The organism is Lederbergia ruris, from assembly GCF_018332955.1.
Classification (GTDB): Bacteria; Bacillota; Bacilli; order Bacillales; family Bacillaceae_C; genus Lederbergia; species Lederbergia ruris.
Map to the genome: position 1 here is coordinate 1 of NZ_BORB01000004.1, position 20,148 is coordinate 20,148.

The following is a 20,148-nucleotide window of genomic DNA, read 5'->3' on the forward strand; positions in this document are numbered from 1 at the left end:
CGGTCAATAGTTTTAAAACCGTGACCTCCAGGTATATACGAAAAGAGTTCGAGGAATATCTTAAACCCTATTATTGGAAACCGTATTTTTGGAGTAAAAGCTACCTTCTGCTTACAACAGGGGGAGCGCCGATATCAGTAATAAAGGAATATATCAAAAATCAAGACCGCGAAGGCTAACCCCCACTAAATGCGGCGCATTTTGAAGGGACTGCACCTTCGCTTTTTTGTTCAAAAGGGCGCAGTATTTGGGTTCATCCCCCCCTTTCTAAATCGCATAAAAATTTCTTTAGACAAAAAGATCTGGCACCTTCCATTCGTTACTCCTAGTAGGGAGAAGTGCCAGACTTTTTAAGAAAACAGGAAGTGGCTATTTTTACCAAAGGCTTCTCCTTTAAGCCCTTTGACAACGAAGTAAAAATAATGTACATTATCATTGTACGAACATTTTTAACGAATTTTAAGTAATTATTCGTTTTTAGGGGTGTTTACTTGATGGAAACAATATTTGACTATGAAGATATTCAATTAATTCCGAGAAAATGTATTGTTCAAAGCCGTTCGGAATGTGATACAACTGTCACTTTAGGCAACCATAAATTTAAATTACCTGTTGTGCCTGCGAATATGCAGACGATTATTGATGAGGAGATTGCGTATTACCTAGCAGAAAACGGTTACTTTTATATCATGCATCGTTTTCAACCTGAAAAACGCACTGGTTTTATTAAGGATATGCATAAACGCGGATTCATTGCTTCCATCAGTGTAGGGGTCAAAGAGGAAGAATACTCTTTTATCCAACAATTAGCTGATGATCAGTTGATTCCTGAATTCATTACGATCGATATTGCTCACGGTCATTCGAATGCTGTCATCGAAATGATTCAACATATTAAAAAGTTATTGCCTCAAACCTTTGTGATTGCTGGGAATGTGGCGACACCTGAAGCTGTCCGTGATTTGGAAGAGGCTGGTGCAGATGCCACAAAGGTTGGGGTTGGACCAGGGAAAGTTTGTATCACAAAAATTAAGACGGGATTTGGTACAGCTGGTTGGCAATTAGCAGCGCTTAAATGGTGCGCGGAAGCAGCAAGTAAGCCGATTATTGCGGATGGCGGAATTCGCACACATGGTGATATTGCCAAATCCATTCACTTCGGTGCTTCTATGATCATGATTGGATCACTTTTTGCGGGACATGAAGAGTCCCCTGGTAGAACGATTATGCAAAACGGCAAACTGTATAAAGAATATTTTGGTTCCGCCTCTGAATTTCAAAAAGGCGAAAAGAAAAATGTGGAAGGGAAAAAGGTGTTAGTGGAGCATAAAGGACATTTGCAAGATACACTAACGGAGATGGAACAAGATCTCCAATCTGCCATTTCCTATGCGGGCGGAAATAATCTAAAAGCCCTTCGTGAAGTCGAACATGTTATTGTGAAAAATTCGATTTTTAATGGGGATTAAAGAAAGATGGCCAGGCGTATGAACTACGCCCGGCTTTTTTCATTGCTTAGGAATTTATAAAATCCTAGCTTGTGGATAAGCTGCTTATGTCGCGGTTGACATCCAACTCCAGCGCCTAGCGACTAGCAAATTTACGCCTTCTTCCTACGATAAGTCAACATCGGCTCCTTCGTCGCCGTGTTTCCTTTATCTCAGGCCAACAGGACGTTGGTCACAAAGGCGTTGCGACGTACAAGGATGTACTAGTGCAGACGAAGCGACAGGACGTCGCGATTGAGTCTGCCGCCAGGACGGCGCGTATTTAGCCTTTGAACCTTATGCTCCAAATTTGTATGTCGCTGAACAGGCGCTTGCGCTTTTGTTCTTATCTGCAAGCCATTAATCCACATGTATCGCAGTAGCCACTCCCTCTTGCTTTTCTTTTATAAGTACTCCACCAATTAATCCGAGCAAGGAGAAAATGACCGGAATCATAAATCCATACTGATAGCCGATATTACCAGGAAAGTGGTCTAGTATTTTTCCAAAAATACTCGGTAACAAGACTGCACTTAAAAACCCACCTGTATTAGCAAAGCCTGATACAACTCCTACAACCTTCATTGGAAAGGACTGACGCACAGTAGCAAAAGTTAAGGCACTAGCCCCATTTCCAAATCCTATTAACAAGAAAAGGATAATCAACAAATAAAATGGCGGCTTTCCTGCGAATAAAAACACGGTAACCCAGCTCAAAAAGATCATTAGATGTACAGTTACATAAGGGAATTTGACTGTCCCTAACCGATTCGAAAGCCAAGTTGAAACAGGTGCCCCAATAATTGCCCCCACAAGCCCAATCATAATCAATTGGCTAGCTTCTGATCGTGTCATATCATACATGTGGATTCCATAGGGCACTGCCCAGGACCCGATAAATCCCACATAGGTTCCAACCAAACCGAAATGGCATAAAAAAGTTGCCCAAGCTTGGCGGTCCGTCACTAGCCGGCGTAGTAAAACGATGGTACTTTCTGACTTCTCCAGAGTGGTTTTTTTCTTTTTCTCCTGCTTAAACAGCTGATTCGGCTTTTTCACTAAGACGTAATACAATATGAAGCCGCACAAACATAAAAGAATGCCAATGGTTAAAAAAGCCACTCTCCAACCAGTCAGGTCAATCCAAGCCGAAAAGGGAAAGGTCGCCATTAAAAAGCCCAAACTTCCAGACATTCCAGCAAAGCCTAGCAAACTAATAAATTCCTTCACTTTAAACCATTGGCTTAATATAAGCACTAAGTTCACCCAAATGGTCGCATCGCCAATGCCGACTAGTAGGCGAGCAACCAGCAAAAAGTATTCATTTGGCGCAAGACTATACATGACCGTGCCAGTCCCATTCAACAAAGCTCCTACAATCAAAAAAAGATTGGGACCATAACGATCTGACAATAACCCAATCGGAACTTGTAAACTAGCATATGCCAAAAATTGTACACTTGTTAGTAAGCCAATCGTCGATGCCGTCACCTTAAAATCGACCATCAATTGATCAGTAATTAACCCAGGTGCCGTCCGTTGGCTTACAATTAAAAAATACGCGAATAAGACTGTCGCAAACACAACCCACCGGTAACGACTATTTTGTTTTTCCATTGTTCTCTACCTCTAGTGAAAATTATTTCCTTGGATATCAATTAGAAATGGAAATGATTGGTATCCACCTTAAAGAATATGAATTTCTTATCATTTTTATCCAATAGATTTACTCTATAATCATACCACTTTCAAACAGATCATAAAGGAATGAAGCAACTTTTTCCACGAAAGGAATTTCATTGCTTTAGAAGGATCAGTAGAAAATATAAATGAACTAAAGAGAGAATTGTGTTTGATGACTTAAAAGATTTTTCGGCCAACACAACGCCATACTCCTTTTTGGAGGATTTTCTAAAAACGGGGAGGGCGTGCCTGCTCGCCGTGCTCCTTTTGGGGAATTTGCATAATTACGGGGAGGGCGCAGGCCTTCGCCATTGCCCCTTTCGCCCATTTATAATGTATTACTGGTCCATCCAATTGAGCCTCTTTATTTATTTTTACCTCTGGTCTCGATTTTCACTTCGTCTTGCCCGCCAATGATTACCTGATCAGCACAATTGAGGAAAAGACCATTCTCGACAATCCCTGTCACCTTTTGTAATTTCTCTGCTAAATTCTCTGGATTCTTAATCTTGTTCATATGTAAATCGACAATATAATGCCCGCCATCTGTTTGAAATGGAGAGCCATTGCTTATTCTCAAGACAGGATGACATCCTTCCTCCTCCATTTTTCGTACCACTTGTTTATAGCCAAAAGGGACCACTTCGATTGGAAGTGGGAATCCTCCTAACAATTCCACCATTTTACTTTCATCGACTACCCAAATAATTTTCCGAGAGGTACAGGCGACAATTTTTTCATACAATAAAGCCCCTCCTCCCCCTTTAATGCCTTGTAAATTCCGATCAACCTCATCAGCTCCATCTATGGTTAAATCAATTTCATCGACCTCATCCATAGACACTAAAGGAATATGCAGGGACTGTGCCAAGAGTGTCGTTTCCTGAGAAGTAGGTACACCTTGAATACGAAGTCCTTTTTTCACTAATTCACCTATTTTCTGGATCGTGTAAAATACAGTCGAGCCTGAACCTAAGCCGATCACCATTCCATCTTCAATAAACTCGACTGCTTTTTCACCTGCAAGTTGCTTTTTTAACATTTTCGCCCTCCTCCGCTTTAAAAGATCACTTCCATACCCTCCTGTAATAGTTTTCCCTCTTTTCAAATAAACGAACCGTTAACTAGAATATATACAATTATATACACTCTTGCCCTTGCTTTCCACGCTTTCCCGAATACTATTGACGAATCTCTTCTGAACTATTATGATAGTGAGTAATCACTCACTATTTTGCAAATGGAGGGAATCAAATGACAGCCACCATTGAGTTGAAAAGCATTAGCAAAAGTTTTGGCAAAAAGTTAGTTTTGAACGATATTGATTTAGCGATACAGTCTGGACAAATTTATGGTTTGATTGGGCCTTCAGGTTCCGGGAAAACAACATTGGTGAAATTAATTGTTGGTATGGACCAGCCTACTACTGGAGAAGTCCAGGTCTTAGGAATGGCCATCCCTAATTTAAAAGTATTACAAAAAATTGGCTATATGGCGCAAGCAGATGCCTTATATGCCGACTTAACAGGTGCAGAAAATTTATCCTTCTTTGCTTCCCTCTTTAAGTTAAAAAAAGATGTAAAGAAAAAGCGGATTGCCTATGCGGCTGATTTAGTGGATCTCTCTTCTCATTTGCATAAAAAAGTACAAAACTATTCGGGTGGCATGAAACGGCGATTATCTCTCGCTGTAGCCTTAATTCAAGATCCTGAGGTGCTTGTGTTAGATGAACCTACTGTGGGGATTGACCCTGAATTACGGCAATCGATTTGGGCAGAGATCGACCGACTAAAAAGAACAGGAAAAACCATTTTAGTGACAACCCATGTGATGGATGAAGCGGAAAAATGCGATCAACTTGCGATGATCAGGGACGGGCAAATCCTCACACGTGGTTCTCCACAGCAATTGAAACAACAATTTGGAATTTCGAGTTTGGAAGATGTATTTTTGCAAGCTGGGGGGAAAATGGCATGAGAATACTCGCAGTCGTGAAGCGAATTGTACAGCAAATGGTACGTGATAAACGGGCGTTAGCTTTAATGATGGTGGCTCCCTTGCTCATTCTTACCCTGCTTCACTATTTGTTCTCTAGTGACACCGCCATTCCTAGGCTTGGTGTTCTAAACGCCGATGCATCTGTCATCAACCAGCTAAAAGATCAAGACATCATCGTCCGAGAATATCAACAGCTAGAAAACAAGGAAAAGGTTATATTGGAAGATGATTTGGATGGACTATTGCAATTTGAGGAAGAAAAAATCAATCTGACTCTCACAAATGCGGAGCCTTCTTCCACAAAAGCGCTCCAAATGAAAATTCTCCAAACCGTTGCCGCAGAAAACGCGGAAAAACAAGCAGAAGATTTAACCGAGTTCATCAAGAATATTCAGACTCAATTGCCAAATACTCCTGCAAAAATAGGCCAATTGAAAGAACCGGACATGAATATTTCGTACATCTACGGTGATGAAGATACGACCTTTTTTGATCAATTAAGCCCGATTCTCGTTGGTTTCTTTGTGTTCTTTTTTGTCTTTCTTATTTCCGGGATTGCTTTGCTGCGGGAACGTACGACTGGAACACTAGACCGATTAATGGCTACCCCGATCCAAAGAAGAGATCTCGTGTTTGGCTACCTTTTAGGATATGGTATTTTTGCGATCATTCAAACCTTGATTGTTGTTTTTTACGCTGTTAAAGTGTTAGATATTATGCTTGTTGGTTCTTTAGGAAATGTGATTCTTATCAATTTATGTTTGGCGCTAGTAGCCTTAGCATTAGGTATTCTCTTATCTTCATTTGCCAACTCGGAATTTCAAATGATGCAATTTATTCCGATTGCGATTATCCCACAAGTCTTTTTTGCCGGGATTCTTCCAGTTGATCAAATGGCAGATTGGCTGCAAGTGATTGCCAAATGTATGCCAATGTATTATGGAGGAAATGCCTTGGTAGGTGTCATGTATAAAGGACTAGGCTTAAGCGAAATTCGCAATGATTTACTGATCCTTTTAGGATTTGCGTTTATCTTTATTGTTCTCAATATCATAGCTCTAAAAAAATACCGTAAAATTTAACAAGGGGAGTATACGATGTCTGAAGAAGAAAGGCTTGTCGAACAATTATTTGCCGGAGAAAAACTAACAGATAAACAAAAGAACATCATTTTAGCTGCGATTGAATCTTTTTCTGAAAAAGGCTATTCCGCTACCTCGACAAGTGAGATTGCGAAAAAGGCTGGGGTAGCGGAAGGAACCATTTTCCGACATTATAAAACAAAAAAGGAATTATTAATGTCGATTATTGGGCCGTTTATGACAAAATTGATTGCTCCCTATATTGTGAAGGATTTTCATAAAGTGCTGGATCAAAAATATGATCATGTCGAGGACTTTCTGCGGGCAACAATGGAAAATCGAAGAAATGTAGTCAAACGTCTGCTCCCAGTTATTAAAATTTTACTCCAAGAGATTCCTTTTCATCCCGAGCTGCGGGAGCAATTTCTGAATCAAATTGCGAAGGATACCTTTGACCGTGTTACAGAGTTAATTAAAGGCTACCAAGAAAAAGGGCAAATCATTGACATGCCACCTGCCAGTGTAGCAAGATTAGCTGTCACTTCTCTTCTTGGCTTTTTATTCTCTCGCTATGTACTCTTCCCTGAACTAGAATGGGATGATGAGGCCGAAACAGAGCGCACAATTCAATTTATATTACATGGATTGGGAAAAACTGAATAGCCTCTCTAATGTCTTGCAACTTTTACTGGATTATTCCTATCACAAGGGAATGGGCGTTAGAACATAGAAACAAGTATGGCTAAATGTGCAAATAGACTTTGAGGCATGTTTGTATCCCCCTATACAGAATATATTAGCCACCCCATTAAATTGTTTTCCGGATATTGAGAATACTCTTACTCGAAGGATCAGCAACGTCTTTCCTTACTTCTTTAAAAATAATTAAAAACACCGAGTCGCAGCTAGACTCGGTGTAAACATACATATTAATTATTTTACTGGCTTTTTCAATAATCCTAGAAGGATTGCAGAAACGATAGACCCGATTATAACGGCTAGAAGATACAGCATCCAGCTGCCACTTACAAGTGGGAAGACGAAAATCCCACCATGTGGTGCCTGCAGTCCAATATTAAACATCATGGAAAGACCTCCTGCCACAGCTGCTCCAATCGCGACGGATGGAATAACCCGAAGTGGGTCAGCTGCCGCAAAAGGAATCGCTCCTTCCGTGATAAAAGATAGACCCATTACAATATTCACAGGCCCGGCTTCACGCTCTTGTTGGTTAAATTTGTTTCTAAACAAAAACGTAGCTAGAGCAATGCCAAGTGGCGGTACCATTCCGCCAGCCATAATAGCAGCCATGGGCTCATAAACTCCACTAGCAATCAGTCCTGTACCAAACAAATAAGCGGCCTTATTAATTGGACCTCCCATATCAATAGCCATCATCAGTCCAAGGATAACTCCAAGAAGCACCGCATTCGCCGTACCTAAGCTAGAAAGCCAATTTGAAACCCATGTATTTAATGCACTTAAAGGAGTGTTCACAACAAAATGCATAATAAATCCAGTTGAAGCAATACCAAGTAAAGGAAATAATAAAATAGTTTTGATGCCTTCTAATGAAGATGGAAGACCAGCTAATAGCTTTCTGATGCCAACTACTATATAACCACCAAGAAAACCTGCAACTAATCCCCCTAAGAAACCAGCACCACTTGTTGCTGCCATCATTCCCCCAACCATTCCTGGGGCAAATCCCGGACGATCGGCAATACTCATGGCAATAAAGCCAGCAAGTACAGGAACCATGAGGGCAAATGCATTGCCACCACCGATTGTATTAAGAGCTTCTGCAATGACATTGTACGAAGGGTCTTTTGGATCGTGCGCATTATAGCCAAATAAAAAGCCGAGCGCGATTAAAATTCCTCCTCCAATGACAAATGGCAGCATGTTGGATACACCGCTCATCAAGTGCTTATAAATGGTAGCTCCTATACCACGAGAACCTGACTCTTTATGACCACGATCATCTTTATTGGAAGAACCTTTATATATTGGCGCCTCTTGTTTTAAAGCTCGCTCAATTAATTCTTGCGGTTTGCGAATGCCATCCGCTACCGGTACTTCAATGACATGCTTACCATTGAAACGAGCCATCTGTACTTGCGTGTCTGCTGCGACAATAACCGCTGTTGCTCGTTCAATTTCCTCCCTTGTTAAGACATTTTTAGCACCGCCGGAACCATTCGTTTCTACTTTAATGGCAATCCCCATTTCTTCAGCTTTTGCCTTTAAAGAATCTGCGGACATATACGTATGAGCAATTCCCGTTGGGCACGCCGTTACAGCTACTATAAAAGGTTCATTTTCGGCTACAGAGACTGTCTCTTCTTCCTCTTGCACATCATGCTCGTTAATGATCGCAAGAGCTTCTTCTTCTGTTTGTGCTTCTAAGAGTTGTTTCCGTACTTCTTCTTTTAAAAGAATCGTCGACAATTTGGACAATGCTTGCAGATGAGTATCATTCGCGCCCTCTGGTGCCGCAATCATGAAGAAAAGGTGCGCTGGCATTCCATCAAGGGATTCATATTCGATCCACTTACAGACCTACCAAAAGCAATAGCTGGGGCTTTAACCGCCGCTGTTTTTGCATGAGGAATGGCAATCCCCTCACCTATCCCCGTCGTACTTTGCTCTTCACGATGAAAAATAGCTTGCTTATATTCTGCACGATCATTTAGCTTGCCAGCAGCATCCAGTACTTGAACAAGTTCTTCAATCACATCGGCCTTTTGCGAGCTTTTGAGGTGCAAATGAATCGTGTTCTTGGTTAACAGTTCTGTTATTTTCATGCTTATTCTCCTATACTAGAATTTTTCTATTCTTACTTCTGGCAATAAACTCTCAATCTTTTCTCGGGTGCAAAGCCCAGTCGAAAAGGCTGTAGCGCTGCCTGCGGCTACACCATAGCGAAAAGCTTCCTCAAAGGAATGGGTCTTTTCGTACATAGCCATAAATCCAGCTACCATAGAATCTCCAGCTCCTACTGAACCTTTAACAACACCTTTAGGAACTGTTGACACGTAGACCTGATCTTGGTTCATAAAAACAGCACCCTCACCGGCTAGTGAGACAATGACATTTTCAGCTCCCATGTTTAACAGTTCTTTCCCATAAGGAATTACTTCTTCACAATTCGTAATCGTAACTTTAAATAAATCTCCAAGCTCATGGTGATTTGGTTTAATTAAAAATGGTTTATGAGGAAGCACATTCTTTAATAAGTCCCCTTCCGCATCCACAACGAATTGCGCCCCAGTCTTTCGGCAGATGCTCGCTAACTCCTCATACGTTGTAGTAGACAAAGAAGAGGGAATGCTTCCAGCTAAAATAAGCGTATCTTCATGCGTTAATTCGCGTATTTTATCTTTCAAGGCCAAATAGTTTTCAGTAGTGATTGTAGGTCCCTTAGCATTGATTTCTGTTTCCTGTTCAGTTTTCACTTTGACATTAATCCGTGTTTGTTCATTCACGCGGATAAAATCGGTTTGAATATCCAAGCTGTGTAAGAATGTTTCAATATAATCTCCAGTAAACCCTCCGACAAAGCCTAGTGCTTGATTCGGTGTTTCAAACGTTTTTAATACTTGGGAAACATTTATTCCTTTTCCACCTGGAAAAATAGCTTCATTTTTCGATCGATTTAATGCCCCTAACGTGATATCGTCCATCTCAACAATATAGTCAAGAGAGGGGTTTAACGTAACCGTGTAAATCATTCCGTAACCACCTTCAATTTTGTGATACGCGTAATTTTTCTTTCTAGATCTTCCTCTAAACAAGTTGTAATAATGGTGGCTTCAGAGAGATCCGTAATTTTCGAAAAAAAGATTTCAGAGAATTTAGAGGCATCTGCCAAAACAAAAGCTTCTCGGCTTAGTGAAATCGCTTGCTGTTTAATCATAGCTTCCTCTTGATCTGGCGTTGTAAAGCCATATTCCGAATGAATCCCATTTGTACCCATGAAGCATTTATCAAAGCGATATTGTCTCAAACCTTCCATAGCTCCTCGGCCAATTAAAGCATTTGTTTTTGGTTTACAAAAACCACCGATAAGAAAGGACTTAATGCCCCTGTTTAAAAGAGCCGGTATATGGTTTAAACCATTCGTTACCACTACAATATTTACTGGTAAAAAGGGAATGAGTTCGAAAATAGTTGAACCTGCATCTAAATAAATACTATCGCCTTCCTCGACAAGCGATGCAGCAAATCGAGCAATTAGCTGTTTATCGTGAACATTTTTGGTTGATTTTTCAGTTATGCTTGACTCAAATAGTTTTCCTTGTAGTTGGGAGGCGCCACCGTGAACTCGTTTTAAAAACTTTTTTTGCTCTAACAAGGTTAAATCCCGACGAACCGTAGACTCAGATGAATTTGTTAACTCAACAAGCTCTTGAAGTTTAACCGTCTTTTTTACTTTTAAAAGATTAAGGATGATTTGATGACGTTCCGACTCTAGCAAATGAATATGACCTCCTATAAGTACTAGTATCATTGTAAACGATACTTCATTCAAATTCAATCAAATTCAATCATAAACAATCAAAAAAACGAGGCTATCAGCGAATGATTTTTTCTGTGACAGCCCTTTTCTTTTTTTATATCAATATCCATACAAAAAAATCGTCCCCTCTAGTAAAATATAGGTAACCACACCAACATTTCAGAAAGGACGTGGATTGTTTGCGAGAATCGGACTCACCATTAAAATCCATATTGCGGGGAATAGTATTTATTCTCTACTTCCCTTTTCATTTGATCTTTCAAATTGCCAAATTTCTATGGATCTATGTCATTGCTACACCCTTGTTATGGATATGGGCTCAAATCCTACAACCTGTTCTCCAATTCCTTTGGAGAACCATTTTTCGCCCGATTTGGCACTATGTCATCCTCATTCCTTTCAACTGGTTGTGGCGCTCTTTTCTTCTTCCTATTTTTCAATTCATCTGGGAAAAAGTGCTTGTTCCTTTCTTGCGGATTTTATGGTTTAAGATTTTATATCCGTTTTTATACTATGTCTTTTATTTTCCTATTTATCTCTTATGGAAGTATGTGTTTTGCTGGTTTTATAAGGAGATTATGCTCCCTGTCCTCCATTATTGTAAAATTGTTACGAAGTGGTTATGGCTATACCTCATTTTTTATCCGATTCGCTGGTTTTGGAGAACCTTCATCTTGATCCCGATCCGCTGGATTTATCGAGAGTGGATAAAACCAATCAAAGACTGGTTGAAAAGTATATTTTAGCAGAGTCATCAAGATGAAATGGGAATATTTTTATAGACCATTAAGAAAAAAGACAGGGGTTTTTGCATAGCAACGCATCGCACAAGTTTCCTAGCGGTTAAGACGAGTGTGCACTTTTATATTGATACTTAGGAACCGTCAGTTCAATAAAAAAAACGCCGTTTTGGCGTTTTTTTTATTAAGAGTACTTTAAAAAACCGAAGACAAATATTTCCTATTTCTGCTCCATTAGCTAATCCAGATCCCATTTATACCATCTTCTCATTCAAAACCCAATAGCGAATGGCTTTTGCGACTCCGTCTGCTTCATTCGTGTCTGTTATCCAGTCAGCTGATTCTTTTACTAAATCTTGGGCATTGCCCATGGCGACACCACAACCAGCCTCTTGAATCATCGCTAAGTCATTTAAGCTATCGCCGACAGCAAGCACTTGATCCATCGAAATTCCGATGCGATCGCACACCTTTTTTAACGCATTTGCTTTGTTTATTCCGAGGGCATTCACCTCAATATTAAGTGGGCTTGAATTGCTAATTTCTATTTGTTTATTTTTTCTCAGCTCTGTTAAAATCGTTTCTCTTATTTCCTGATCATCTAAATCAAATCCAAATTTGAGCCATTCGCGTTTAGTAATTTCGTTTGGAAAACCTTCGCGAAACTCTGAATCAGGAGTCATCGCCCAAAAACGAGTACCATGTTGATGACATAACTCCCACATTGTCTGGACAAAATCTTGCTGAAGCGGGTTTCTTTCAATCAGGTTTCCAGAGGGATCCCAAATTTCTCCGCCATTAACAGCCACTAGATAGGAAGAAAGCTGCAAAGAATCCGCATAGTTTTTACAAGATTTAACGTGACGCCCTGTGCTGATAACCACCTGTACGCCCTTTTCTACTGCTTCCGCAATCGCCTTTCGATTTTCATTCGAAATTTCATGATGCCGATTTAATAATGTTCCATCCAAATCAAGTGCAATAAGTTTAAATGACCTACCTTTTTTTGTCGTCTCCATAATAAAACTCCCCTTCTCCCACATCATTCGCTATGTCTTGAGTTTACCATGTCGAATGGTCATTTCCAAAATTGTCTATCCGATGGTTAACAAGTTTCGCTAAAAGCCTTTTCCAATCTATGAGAGAACCGTGATGGCTTTCTATCTTTTATTCAAATGTAAAAGTCTCCATGATCTCAGGGACTTCTTCATTGACCATACGCGCGAATTCCTCTTCAAGTTCTTGTAATTCGCCGCCTTCCAATAATTCGGGTGGCATCTCCATAATCGAGTTCCACACATATGATTTCCCATTATGGTTGGCAATCAAGTTCATAGGACCAGTATCGTCTGCCGATTCGGTATTTATCACACTAATGCTAAAAATATTGCAGATTTCTTTTCCGTTATGCATGAATTGAAAATCATAACTCATTTCTGCTGCAACATTCCAATCTCCTTCTTTGACAACATACTTTCCTTCCCAAGATGCAGGAAGACGAAGAGCGAAATGGTGATCATCGTTTTGATAGACAATATCATTCTTTTTTTCTTCTGTTGCAGCATCAATTTTATCCCAACTTACCGCTACTCCCACAACACCCGCAGAATTGGGGAAGAGACTGTAAAATTGCTTATACAGAATAATGGCGTCTTCTGTTAAAGAAAAAGCATAATAGTTTGTAGTCGTTGGTTCTGTTTCTTTTTTCACATCTTCCTTATATGTAAATGTGACAGGGTCGGGACGATACTCCGCAAACAGATCACTATTAATTAGTTCTTCCGCTACTAATTTAGAGACATTTTGTAGAGTCGTACCTCTTTCACTTAATACATCTTCAAGGTTCATTAACCGATTGTTCTTTAGATCATAATTAAAGGCATAGCTCTGTTCCATCCCATGCACGCCCCCCATATAGATGTATACATCAAAATATATAGAGACAAAGTCATCAGTGACCACTGGTGCATTAAATGATACGTTATAGGAATATTTAATTTTTGTTCCTAAGCCTTCTTCTTCGTATGCTGGATCTTCTATGATCTCTTTCGCAGCTTCTTGGCTATTTTCAAACTGGGGTTGCATTTCTCCCGCAAGAAGCTTGTCTATTGGCTCATACCCAAAAGAGGGATATTCTATTTCAATTTCAAAGCTCTCTTCCTTCTTTTCAAGCTTAACTGTTTCATATTGACTTAAGTCAGGAAGTGGTTTCTCTGTCTCGCTTTCTTTCTCCCCTTTCGTTGCCGTTTCTTTCACCACTTCCTTCACCCTATCCTCATTCACCGTACCAACCTTTTCCTTCTCCGAAACAGTTTCCTTCTGATCTGCTGTTCCTTGTTGACTGCATCCAACTAATAATAATAGGAGAGCCAATATTGTAATGTTTTTCATGCTGTCAGTCCCCAATCTTATGTTTTCAATTCAATTATCGGTAAAAGAAAGGAAATATTAAAAATTACAATAGAAATAAACGCCTTCACATTCTATGAGTAGACTATGACAGCACTGACATCCTACCATTAAACTATGTACATTTTGTAAATATCATGTTAACTTATTCACATACTCAATATAAAAGAGGGGCCAAAATGATAAAGAAAACGCTCATATGGGGAACCGCCATTTTTCTCATAGCTATTTCTGTCTACCCGCTGTTTTTGATTTTACGTGAGTTTATGATCGATACGAAACTCTCTATGCAATATGACATCCATCATGCTTATATCGATGAGTTTGGTTTTGAAGATGTTATTAACACAAAGAAATTAACAATTGGTGATCAAACAATAAAAATAGTGGAGGAAAAGACAGGACTAAAAGCGCCACTAACTCCCTGGGATCGCGATGAAAATGTACCTCCTGGGGATATCGTAAAAATTCATATCTTCCTCCATAACGAGGAAATCACAACCCCAGAAGAAATTTGGCTTTCTAATCGCGATAGAGGGAGTCGCTATTTTTCTTGGCTAGATATTTTATCAATTCAAGATAAATTGACTGGAGAAAAGCAGCTTAAAATCATTCAACGCCTGACAAACGATGATCAGATGGACGATAGAAAGTGGAAAATTATTACAGTCCATTCGGACAATACAGTGGAGGAAGAACAGCTCAATTATGAACAAAGAAATAGATCCCCTTTAGATGTGAGACTCGTTAATTTCTCTGGCACAAGTTTAATGGCAATGGGGTATTATTCCGATATTTCCACAGGGATTCCTAATTTGCTGTTTCCCATTCTGTACCCTTTCGTGACTAGTTTAACAGGGGTAATCTTCCTGCTTATTGGAACCCGACTTTCTTTCAAAGCCAAATCTTAGAAAAAGATGCCCTTGCAAGAGCATCTTTTTTCCATTATTTCTTTAATTCCCAGGCGTAGATCGTGTCACCATAAGCTTGATAAGTTAGATAATATTGTTCCTCATTTGCGAACCCTTTACCAATGGGGAAAACAATATAGACTTACTGTTTATCATCGAGATTAAGGCTAACCGTATCGATCCACCATCCACGTATGGAATATTTCCGATTTCATTTTTAAAGAAAAATCGTTAAAAATATATACCTTTACTGTTTTCAGGAACTTGAAAAGGATTTTTCGGATTGATTCGATCATAAAACATAATGCCGTTTAAATGATCGATTTCATGTTGAACCACGATTGATGGATACCCACTAAGTTTTAATACAACCTCTTCTCCTGATAGGTTATATCCCTTCACTTTAATCCGCTCATACCTTGGAACTAAGCCTTTTATGGTACGATCAACGGAGAGACAGCCTTCCCCTTGTGGTAAATAAATCGTTGATACCGAATGGCTAATAATCTTTGGGTTTATCAGCGTGTACTCATGCTCTTGCCCCTTCTCATCCATTAAATAGGCGACAAACATTCGTTTATTTAAACCAATTTGATTAGCTGATAACCCGACACCAGCACGTAATTGATACTTATTCGCTAAAACAGGGTCCTGGCTATTTTTTAAAAAATTCATCATACAAATAAGCGTCTCTTGGTCTTCTTGTGAAGGCGGGATTTTTACCTGCTCAGTCGGTCGATGTAAGATCGGATTGCCTTCCCTGATAATGTCCTTCATTGTAAGTGTATAATGCGCATGAAATTTACTCATAAGTAAACAAATCATCTACCTTTACTTGTAAAATTTTGGATAACTTAAATGCCAATTCTAATGTCGGGTCATATTTATCATTCTCAATACAATTGATCGTTTGCCTCGCTACCCCACATTCGCTTGCAAGTTGCTGTTGGGTCATCCCCATTTTTTTGCGGATTGTTTTTATTTTATTCTTCATACGCATCCCCTATGTCAAAAAGATAAGACATTTTTATTTTAAAGCAATGCTGAAATACATGTCAATAACTTTGGACATTTTCTCAATTGCTTTATCTATCATCTTTTAATCACATGGGGCCTTGGACGAACCGGAATCATACAAGGACTCCTATCATTATGCCTATCAAGCAATTTGAAAAGGGCCTTTTCCATACACACCTTTTTTAATAAATAGAGGGATATAAGGAAAGAAAGGCGAATGTCATATAAAGTACGACTCTAAATTAGGGGGAGAATGCATGCAGAATAAAAAGGAATTGATCGCTGAATTTTCTGAATTTATCCCGTTTGTCCAATCATTAAAAGAGTTAGATGAGGAAAAATGGAATAGCCCGATTGCGGAAGGAAAATGGACGGTACGGGATGTGATTGCCCATATGATGCTTTGGGATAAGTATTTTCTGGAAGAGGCTATTCAAAAAATAACAAATCATCAGCCTTTGACAGCGAAACATCTTGATTTCGATGAATTCAACAGGAAAGCGGTTGATTATGCAAAGGAACAAGGCCAACAGGAAATCATTGACGCAGCCATTCAGTATCGTAATGAACTTCTTCGTCAACTCGACTCCATTTCTGAAGAAGATTTTGCAAAAGAGCACAAAGATGGGGATGGGAATCCATTTTCTGCTTATTACTATCTAATCGGTTTTATTCCCCACGATCAGCATCATATGGAGCAATTAGGGGCGTATTTCTCGATAGCAGAAAGTTATTAGGGATGTTGGGAATGAAAATCAAATGTCCATGAACATCAGGGATTATTCCATCATATTCCGAAACAAGCAAGTACCTTTCTTAGCCTGAAAGAACAGAACTTAAATGCACATGTGAGCTGCTTATTTCAGGTTGAGAAAGCTTTGGACTTATTTCTTTTAAATCATTAAGATCCATTCGAGTATAATAGACAGTAAACCAATTAAAAGCAAAAGGGTCGCCAGCCATTCCACCCGATGAAATCCCTTGATCGCTACTGTTTTTTTAGGTGCTTTAGGATTAAAGTAGACGCAGCAATACATCCCCAGATTTTTCTTGGGAATATTCTCACTCATCGTCGTCACTCCCTCCAAAGCAGTAACATAATAAACCTCTCCCTTATACTCTAATCTAATTCGATAATTGTACCCAACAAATCCATAAGCTCCCTTTGCACCCCGAACATAGCCAACAATTTCCCCTTCTACTGGTTTCCCTGTGATCATACACTTCAACTTTATAAAAATAAGGAGACCAGCTATAAAGATAAAAAACAACCCAATAAAAATCAAAATGTTTCCCCTTCCTATATAAAACCTAGTAAGCATACCTCTTCATCATGTTTCGTCACCGTCTACAATAATCGTTTACTATTTCATCAATAACGCAATAGAATAAGTGAAATAGCTTATCAAGTCCGTTAGAATGATTCGCTCTCCAGTCCAGGTCCACATTGGGGAAAGAGCCTTATAGCTCTTTCCCCAATAAACAATTGAAAAGGACATCCCTTTTGCCCATTATTATGAATATTGAATAATTCCCTTAATCACATTCTTCTGACGATAATCTCTCATTACACTAGGTAACTCTTCCAGTTTGAAGTAATGGCTTAGTAATGGTTTGATTTGTATTTTCCCTTTTTCAACTAATGCGATCGCTTGCTCATGCGTATATGGATTGATAAAAGAGCCTTTGATGCTTAGTTCCTTTGAGAAAATATCAAAAGGATGTATTTCCATTTTCGTGTCTGGTGCAGATACACCAAATAATAATATTTCCCCACCCTTTTTCGCCATTTTCACCGCCTGTTCCATGCTTTCCTTTCTACCTACACATTCAATCACAATCTCAAAGCCTTCTGTATTTTGATCAAGCTGTTCTGGAGTGACGGCTTCGTCTGCCCCTAACTGAAGGGCAAGTTTATGCTTTGTTTGATCAGGTTCGCTAACGATAATGGGAAATGCGCCATAAACTTTTGCCATTTGCAGCATCATTAAGCCGATATATCCGCCTCCGACAACTAAGACAGAAGTGCCCGGCTGAATATTTATTTGCGAAAAGCCATGTAATACGCATCCAAGCGGCTCAATCATGGCTCCTTCTTCAAAGGACATTTCATCTGAAATAGGATAACAATTCGCAGATGGAACCGCACAGTATTCTCCCATGCCTCCATCCCTTGTAACTCCAACTGCTTGCAAATTTTCACAGAGATGTTGGCGATTTCTTTGACAATACATACATTCTCCACAATAGATATTCGGATCGATCGATACACGATCTCCTCGTTTAAATTTTGTCACCCGTTCTCCAACTTCGACAACTTCGCCAGCCAATTCATGGCCTAAAACAATGGGATACTCTACCGCCGCAGATCCTGGTTGACCATGATAAATATGCTGGTCCGTTCCGCAAATGCCACACGCCTTTACTTTTACAATAATTTCGTCTTCTAGTGGAGAAGGAATGGAAAGTTCCTTGACTTCCAGTTCCAATTTGTTCGTTAATACGGCTGCTTTCATTGACAGTTCACCCACCATTATTTTTTTATTGCTGTACAATCTCTAAGCCTCTTTGTTATTTTTTTATTGATCAATTCTAATAATTTGCCTATATACACTTTAACAAATTCGGATCTTTAAAGATATTTGAATGAATAAAAGTACAAATAAAAAGTAGAAAATAGTGAGACCTCTGCTAGAAAAAATGTAGACTAAAAACCCCGGGTTCCTCTTCCCGGGGTGAGATTAAGCTAAACTGTAAAAACAAATTTGTTCAAAAGGTTTATTTAATTAGACACCCGTATACGTCAGCAACGCACAGCACTCCACATGATAAGTCTGCGGGAATAAGTCCACAGGTTGGACGGTTTCTAATTTATAGCCGAATGGCACGAGCTCTTTTATGTCTGTTGCGAATGTATCAGGATTACAAGATACATAGACGATTCTTTCCGGCTGAGAACGGCCAATACGGCGCATGACTTTTCCACCAGCTCCTGAACGTGGCGGGTCTAGTAACAATAATTCAGGTCTACCGAAACTCTCCAATACTTGATCAATTCCCTTTCGAGCATCCTTGGCTAGAAAGTATGTGTTAGATATACCATTATCTTCTGCATTTCGTTTCGCTGATTGGATCGACGTTTCCACAATTTCAATCCCTGCCAGTTTTTCAACTCGACTTGCAAAAGGTAAAGAAAAGGTACCTACCCCACAGAATAAATCAATCATTTTCTCTGTTGGTTTCGGTTGCCCCATCTCTAAAGCCAATTCCACCAATTTTTGTGCTTGGATCGGATTCGTTTGGAAGAAAGTATCAAACCAAAGACGGTAGCGATATCCGAGCATTTCATCATAGATAAAATCACGGCCAGTTAAGATATGCGTTTTTTCCGATTGTGTCCGATCTGCCCAATCTGTATTCTCCATCCATAGGAGACTCTTCACTTGAGGAAATTTTTGCTCAATACGTGCAACTAAATCCTTTACCGCTTGTTCTAAGTGTAAAAAAGGATCTTCCGTTGCGAAAAGGGCCAGCATCATTTCTCCTGTTGCATAAGATTGTCGCACCATCAAATGACGTAATAACCCTTCATGAGCATCTTTATCATAGCCTTTTAATTGATGTTCCTTGGCCCATTCTGCCACTTCCATCGTTGCTTCAACCATTTCTTTCCCTGCAATTAAACACGTTTCTAAAGAAATGATTTTACGGAAATTACCCTGTTCATGTAATCCCAAGTCCCCGTCGGGAGAAAAGGTAAACTCCATTTTATTGCGATAACGCCAAGGCTCCTCCATCCCAATTGCATCTCTCACTAAACTTGGATCAAACCCTTGTGCTTCCAATGCCTGTTTCACATTATTGGTTTTTTGTGTCAATTGACCCGTATATTGCCAATGCTGCCAAACACAACCTCCACAGCGGTCAAAATGGGGACAAGCTGGTTCGATTCTTTCCGGATGAACTTGGATAATTTCATCCGGAATGGCCTTCCTTCTCCTGCGATGGGGTTGATCCACGGTCACCCGCACCTTTTCACCTGGCAGCGTACGAGGGATGGTTAATTTTAATTTCTTCTTATTCCCATGTTCATTTTCTCGCCAAACGACTGCTTGTCCCGACCCTTTTCCATCTAATTGACGAATCTCTACTTCCCAAGTTTCTCCCATAATATCCTTCAACTCAGGGGTCCCTCCTCTTCGGAAAAGAACAAACGCCCCCAAAATAGGCGCTAGCTCGTCCAAGTTCTATTTATATTTTTAAGCATTACATTACGATTATAAAAGTTAGGGTATGCAT

General features: G+C 39.7%; 18 protein-coding genes and 1 pseudogene. 7 read left to right on the forward strand and 12 right to left on the reverse strand.

The genetic code is table 11. The features are described from left to right. The coding region (locus KI363_RS03290) for a transposase (protein WP_212965569.1) at positions 1–179 on the forward strand (179 nt) is incomplete at its 5' end. A 315-nt stretch (positions 180–494) separates the two neighbouring features. Beyond that, complete coding sequence (gene guaC / locus KI363_RS03295; RefSeq protein WP_158324264.1) at positions 495–1,469, forward strand: GMP reductase; 975 nt, start codon at positions 495–497, stop codon at positions 1,467–1,469. Between the two features lie 378 nt (positions 1,470–1,847). Here guaC and KI363_RS03300 read toward each other — a convergent pair whose 3' ends face one another. Beyond that, positions 1,848–3,104 (reverse strand): MFS transporter, encoded by a 1,257-nt coding sequence (locus KI363_RS03300; protein ID WP_158324263.1) that lies wholly within the window; start codon positions 3,102–3,104, stop codon positions 1,848–1,850. 430 nt (positions 3,105–3,534) lie between these two features. Further along, complete coding sequence (rpiA, locus tag KI363_RS03305; RefSeq protein WP_158324262.1) at positions 3,535–4,212, reverse strand: ribose-5-phosphate isomerase RpiA; 678 nt, start codon at positions 4,210–4,212, stop codon at positions 3,535–3,537. A gap of 212 nt (positions 4,213–4,424) precedes the next feature. Between rpiA and KI363_RS03310 the strand changes: the two genes are divergently transcribed. Genes KI363_RS03310 through KI363_RS03320 form a run of 3 tightly spaced genes read left to right on the forward strand, consistent with a single transcriptional unit; the run spans position 4,425 to position 6,913 of the window. Continuing rightward, on the forward strand, positions 4,425–5,147 hold the full coding sequence (locus KI363_RS03310; RefSeq protein WP_212965500.1) for an ABC transporter ATP-binding protein: 723 nt from the start codon (positions 4,425–4,427) through the stop codon (positions 5,145–5,147). Next, a complete protein-coding gene (locus KI363_RS03315; RefSeq protein ID WP_212965501.1) occupies positions 5,144–6,250 on the forward strand; it encodes an ABC transporter permease in 1,107 nt (368 codons plus the stop codon). Before KI363_RS03310 ends, KI363_RS03315 begins: the two co-directional genes overlap by 4 nt. A gap of 15 nt (positions 6,251–6,265) precedes the next feature. After that, a complete protein-coding gene (locus tag KI363_RS03320; protein WP_158324259.1) occupies positions 6,266–6,913 on the forward strand; it encodes a TetR/AcrR family transcriptional regulator in 648 nt (215 codons plus the stop codon). 270 nt (positions 6,914–7,183) lie between these two features. Here KI363_RS03320 and KI363_RS03325 read toward each other — a convergent pair. The 5 genes and pseudogenes from KI363_RS03325 to KI363_RS03345 all read right to left on the reverse strand — a co-directional run bounded on the left by KI363_RS03325 (position 7,184) and on the right by KI363_RS03345 (position 13,903). Then, a pseudogene (locus KI363_RS03325) lies at positions 7,184–9,057 on the reverse strand (PTS fructose transporter subunit IIABC). A gap of 15 nt (positions 9,058–9,072) precedes the next feature. After that, entirely contained in the window at positions 9,073–9,984 is a 912-nt protein-coding gene (gene pfkB, locus KI363_RS03330; protein ID WP_158324257.1) for a 1-phosphofructokinase, read from the reverse strand. Continuing rightward, positions 9,981–10,730 (reverse strand): DeoR/GlpR family DNA-binding transcription regulator, encoded by a 750-nt coding sequence (locus tag KI363_RS03335; RefSeq protein ID WP_212965502.1) that lies wholly within the window; start codon positions 10,728–10,730, stop codon positions 9,981–9,983. The genes pfkB and KI363_RS03335 overlap by 4 nt, the downstream gene beginning before the upstream one ends. A 1,036-nt stretch (positions 10,731–11,766) precedes the next feature. Then, entirely contained in the window at positions 11,767–12,531 is a 765-nt protein-coding gene (locus KI363_RS03340) for a Cof-type HAD-IIB family hydrolase (RefSeq protein ID WP_158324255.1), read from the reverse strand. 148 nt (positions 12,532–12,679) lie between these two features. Continuing rightward, positions 12,680–13,903 carry a PdaC/SigV domain-containing protein gene (locus tag KI363_RS03345; protein WP_212965503.1) on the reverse strand — a complete coding sequence of 408 codons (1,224 nt, stop codon included), beginning with the start codon at positions 13,901–13,903 and terminating at the stop codon, positions 12,680–12,682. 197 nt (positions 13,904–14,100) lie between these two features. On the opposite strand from KI363_RS03345, the gene KI363_RS03350 reads away from it, so the two are divergent. Further along, on the forward strand, positions 14,101–14,832 hold the full coding sequence (locus KI363_RS03350; RefSeq protein ID WP_212965504.1) for a hypothetical protein: 732 nt from the start codon (positions 14,101–14,103) through the stop codon (positions 14,830–14,832). 231 nt (positions 14,833–15,063) lie between these two features. Here the strand turns inward: KI363_RS03350 and def are convergent, their stop codons facing one another. Both def and KI363_RS03360 read right to left on the reverse strand, forming a co-directional pair. Further along, positions 15,064–15,642, reverse strand: a complete 579-nt coding sequence (gene def / locus KI363_RS03355; protein WP_212965505.1) for a peptide deformylase — start codon at positions 15,640–15,642, stop codon at positions 15,064–15,066. Next, a complete protein-coding gene (locus KI363_RS03360; protein ID WP_158324251.1) occupies positions 15,635–15,826 on the reverse strand; it encodes a helix-turn-helix transcriptional regulator in 192 nt (63 codons plus the stop codon). Before KI363_RS03360 ends, def begins: the two co-directional genes overlap by 8 nt. 280 nt (positions 15,827–16,106) lie before the next feature. Here KI363_RS03360 and KI363_RS03365 point away from each other — a divergent pair, with 280 nt between their 5' ends. Then, a complete protein-coding gene (locus KI363_RS03365) occupies positions 16,107–16,586 on the forward strand; it encodes a DinB family protein (protein ID WP_212965506.1) in 480 nt (159 codons plus the stop codon). 156 nt (positions 16,587–16,742) lie between these two features. Here the strand turns inward: KI363_RS03365 and KI363_RS03370 are convergent, their stop codons facing one another. The 3 genes from KI363_RS03370 to rlmD all read right to left on the reverse strand — a co-directional run bounded on the left by KI363_RS03370 (position 16,743) and on the right by rlmD (position 20,018). Continuing rightward, positions 16,743–17,135, reverse strand: coding sequence for a DUF3592 domain-containing protein (locus tag KI363_RS03370; protein WP_212965507.1), 393 nt, complete (start codon positions 17,133–17,135; stop codon positions 16,743–16,745). Between the two features lie 228 nt (positions 17,136–17,363). Continuing rightward, positions 17,364–18,404: a zinc-dependent alcohol dehydrogenase family protein gene (locus tag KI363_RS03375; protein ID WP_246516733.1), complete on the reverse strand. Its 1,041-nt coding sequence runs from the start codon at positions 18,402–18,404 to the stop codon at positions 17,364–17,366. Between the two features lie 231 nt (positions 18,405–18,635). Further along, a complete protein-coding gene (gene rlmD / locus KI363_RS03380; protein WP_212965571.1) occupies positions 18,636–20,018 on the reverse strand; it encodes a 23S rRNA (uracil(1939)-C(5))-methyltransferase RlmD in 1,383 nt (460 codons plus the stop codon). Between the last annotated feature and the right edge of the window lie 130 nt (positions 20,019–20,148).

What these genes read in the sequence shown, in the direction of transcription:
- guaC (WP_158324264.1), top strand. Translation starts at nt 495, where the DNA reads ATGGAAACAATATTTGACTATGAAGATATTCAATTAATTCCGAGAAAA.
- KI363_RS03300 (WP_158324263.1), bottom strand. Translation starts at nt 3,104, where the DNA reads ATGGAAAAACAAAATAGTCGTTACCGGTGGGTTGTGTTTGCGACAGTC.
- rpiA (WP_158324262.1), bottom strand. Translation starts at nt 4,212, where the DNA reads ATGTTAAAAAAGCAACTTGCAGGTGAAAAAGCAGTCGAGTTTATTGAA.
- KI363_RS03310 (WP_212965500.1), top strand. Translation starts at nt 4,425, where the DNA reads ATGACAGCCACCATTGAGTTGAAAAGCATTAGCAAAAGTTTTGGCAAA.
- KI363_RS03315 (WP_212965501.1), top strand. Translation starts at nt 5,144, where the DNA reads ATGAGAATACTCGCAGTCGTGAAGCGAATTGTACAGCAAATGGTACGT.
- KI363_RS03320 (WP_158324259.1), top strand. Translation starts at nt 6,266, where the DNA reads ATGTCTGAAGAAGAAAGGCTTGTCGAACAATTATTTGCCGGAGAAAAA.
- pfkB (WP_158324257.1), bottom strand. Translation starts at nt 9,984, where the DNA reads ATGATTTACACGGTTACGTTAAACCCCTCTCTTGACTATATTGTTGAG.
- KI363_RS03340 (WP_158324255.1), bottom strand. Translation starts at nt 12,531, where the DNA reads ATGGAGACGACAAAAAAAGGTAGGTCATTTAAACTTATTGCACTTGAT.
- KI363_RS03345 (WP_212965503.1), bottom strand. Translation starts at nt 13,903, where the DNA reads ATGAAAAACATTACAATATTGGCTCTCCTATTATTATTAGTTGGATGC.
- KI363_RS03350 (WP_212965504.1), top strand. Translation starts at nt 14,101, where the DNA reads ATGATAAAGAAAACGCTCATATGGGGAACCGCCATTTTTCTCATAGCT.
- def (WP_212965505.1), bottom strand. Translation starts at nt 15,642, where the DNA reads ATGAGTAAATTTCATGCGCATTATACACTTACAATGAAGGACATTATC.
- KI363_RS03360 (WP_158324251.1), bottom strand. Translation starts at nt 15,826, where the DNA reads ATGAAGAATAAAATAAAAACAATCCGCAAAAAAATGGGGATGACCCAA.
- KI363_RS03365 (WP_212965506.1), top strand. Translation starts at nt 16,107, where the DNA reads ATGCAGAATAAAAAGGAATTGATCGCTGAATTTTCTGAATTTATCCCG.
- rlmD (WP_212965571.1), bottom strand. Translation starts at nt 20,018, where the DNA reads ATGGGAGAAACTTGGGAAGTAGAGATTCGTCAATTAGATGGAAAAGGG.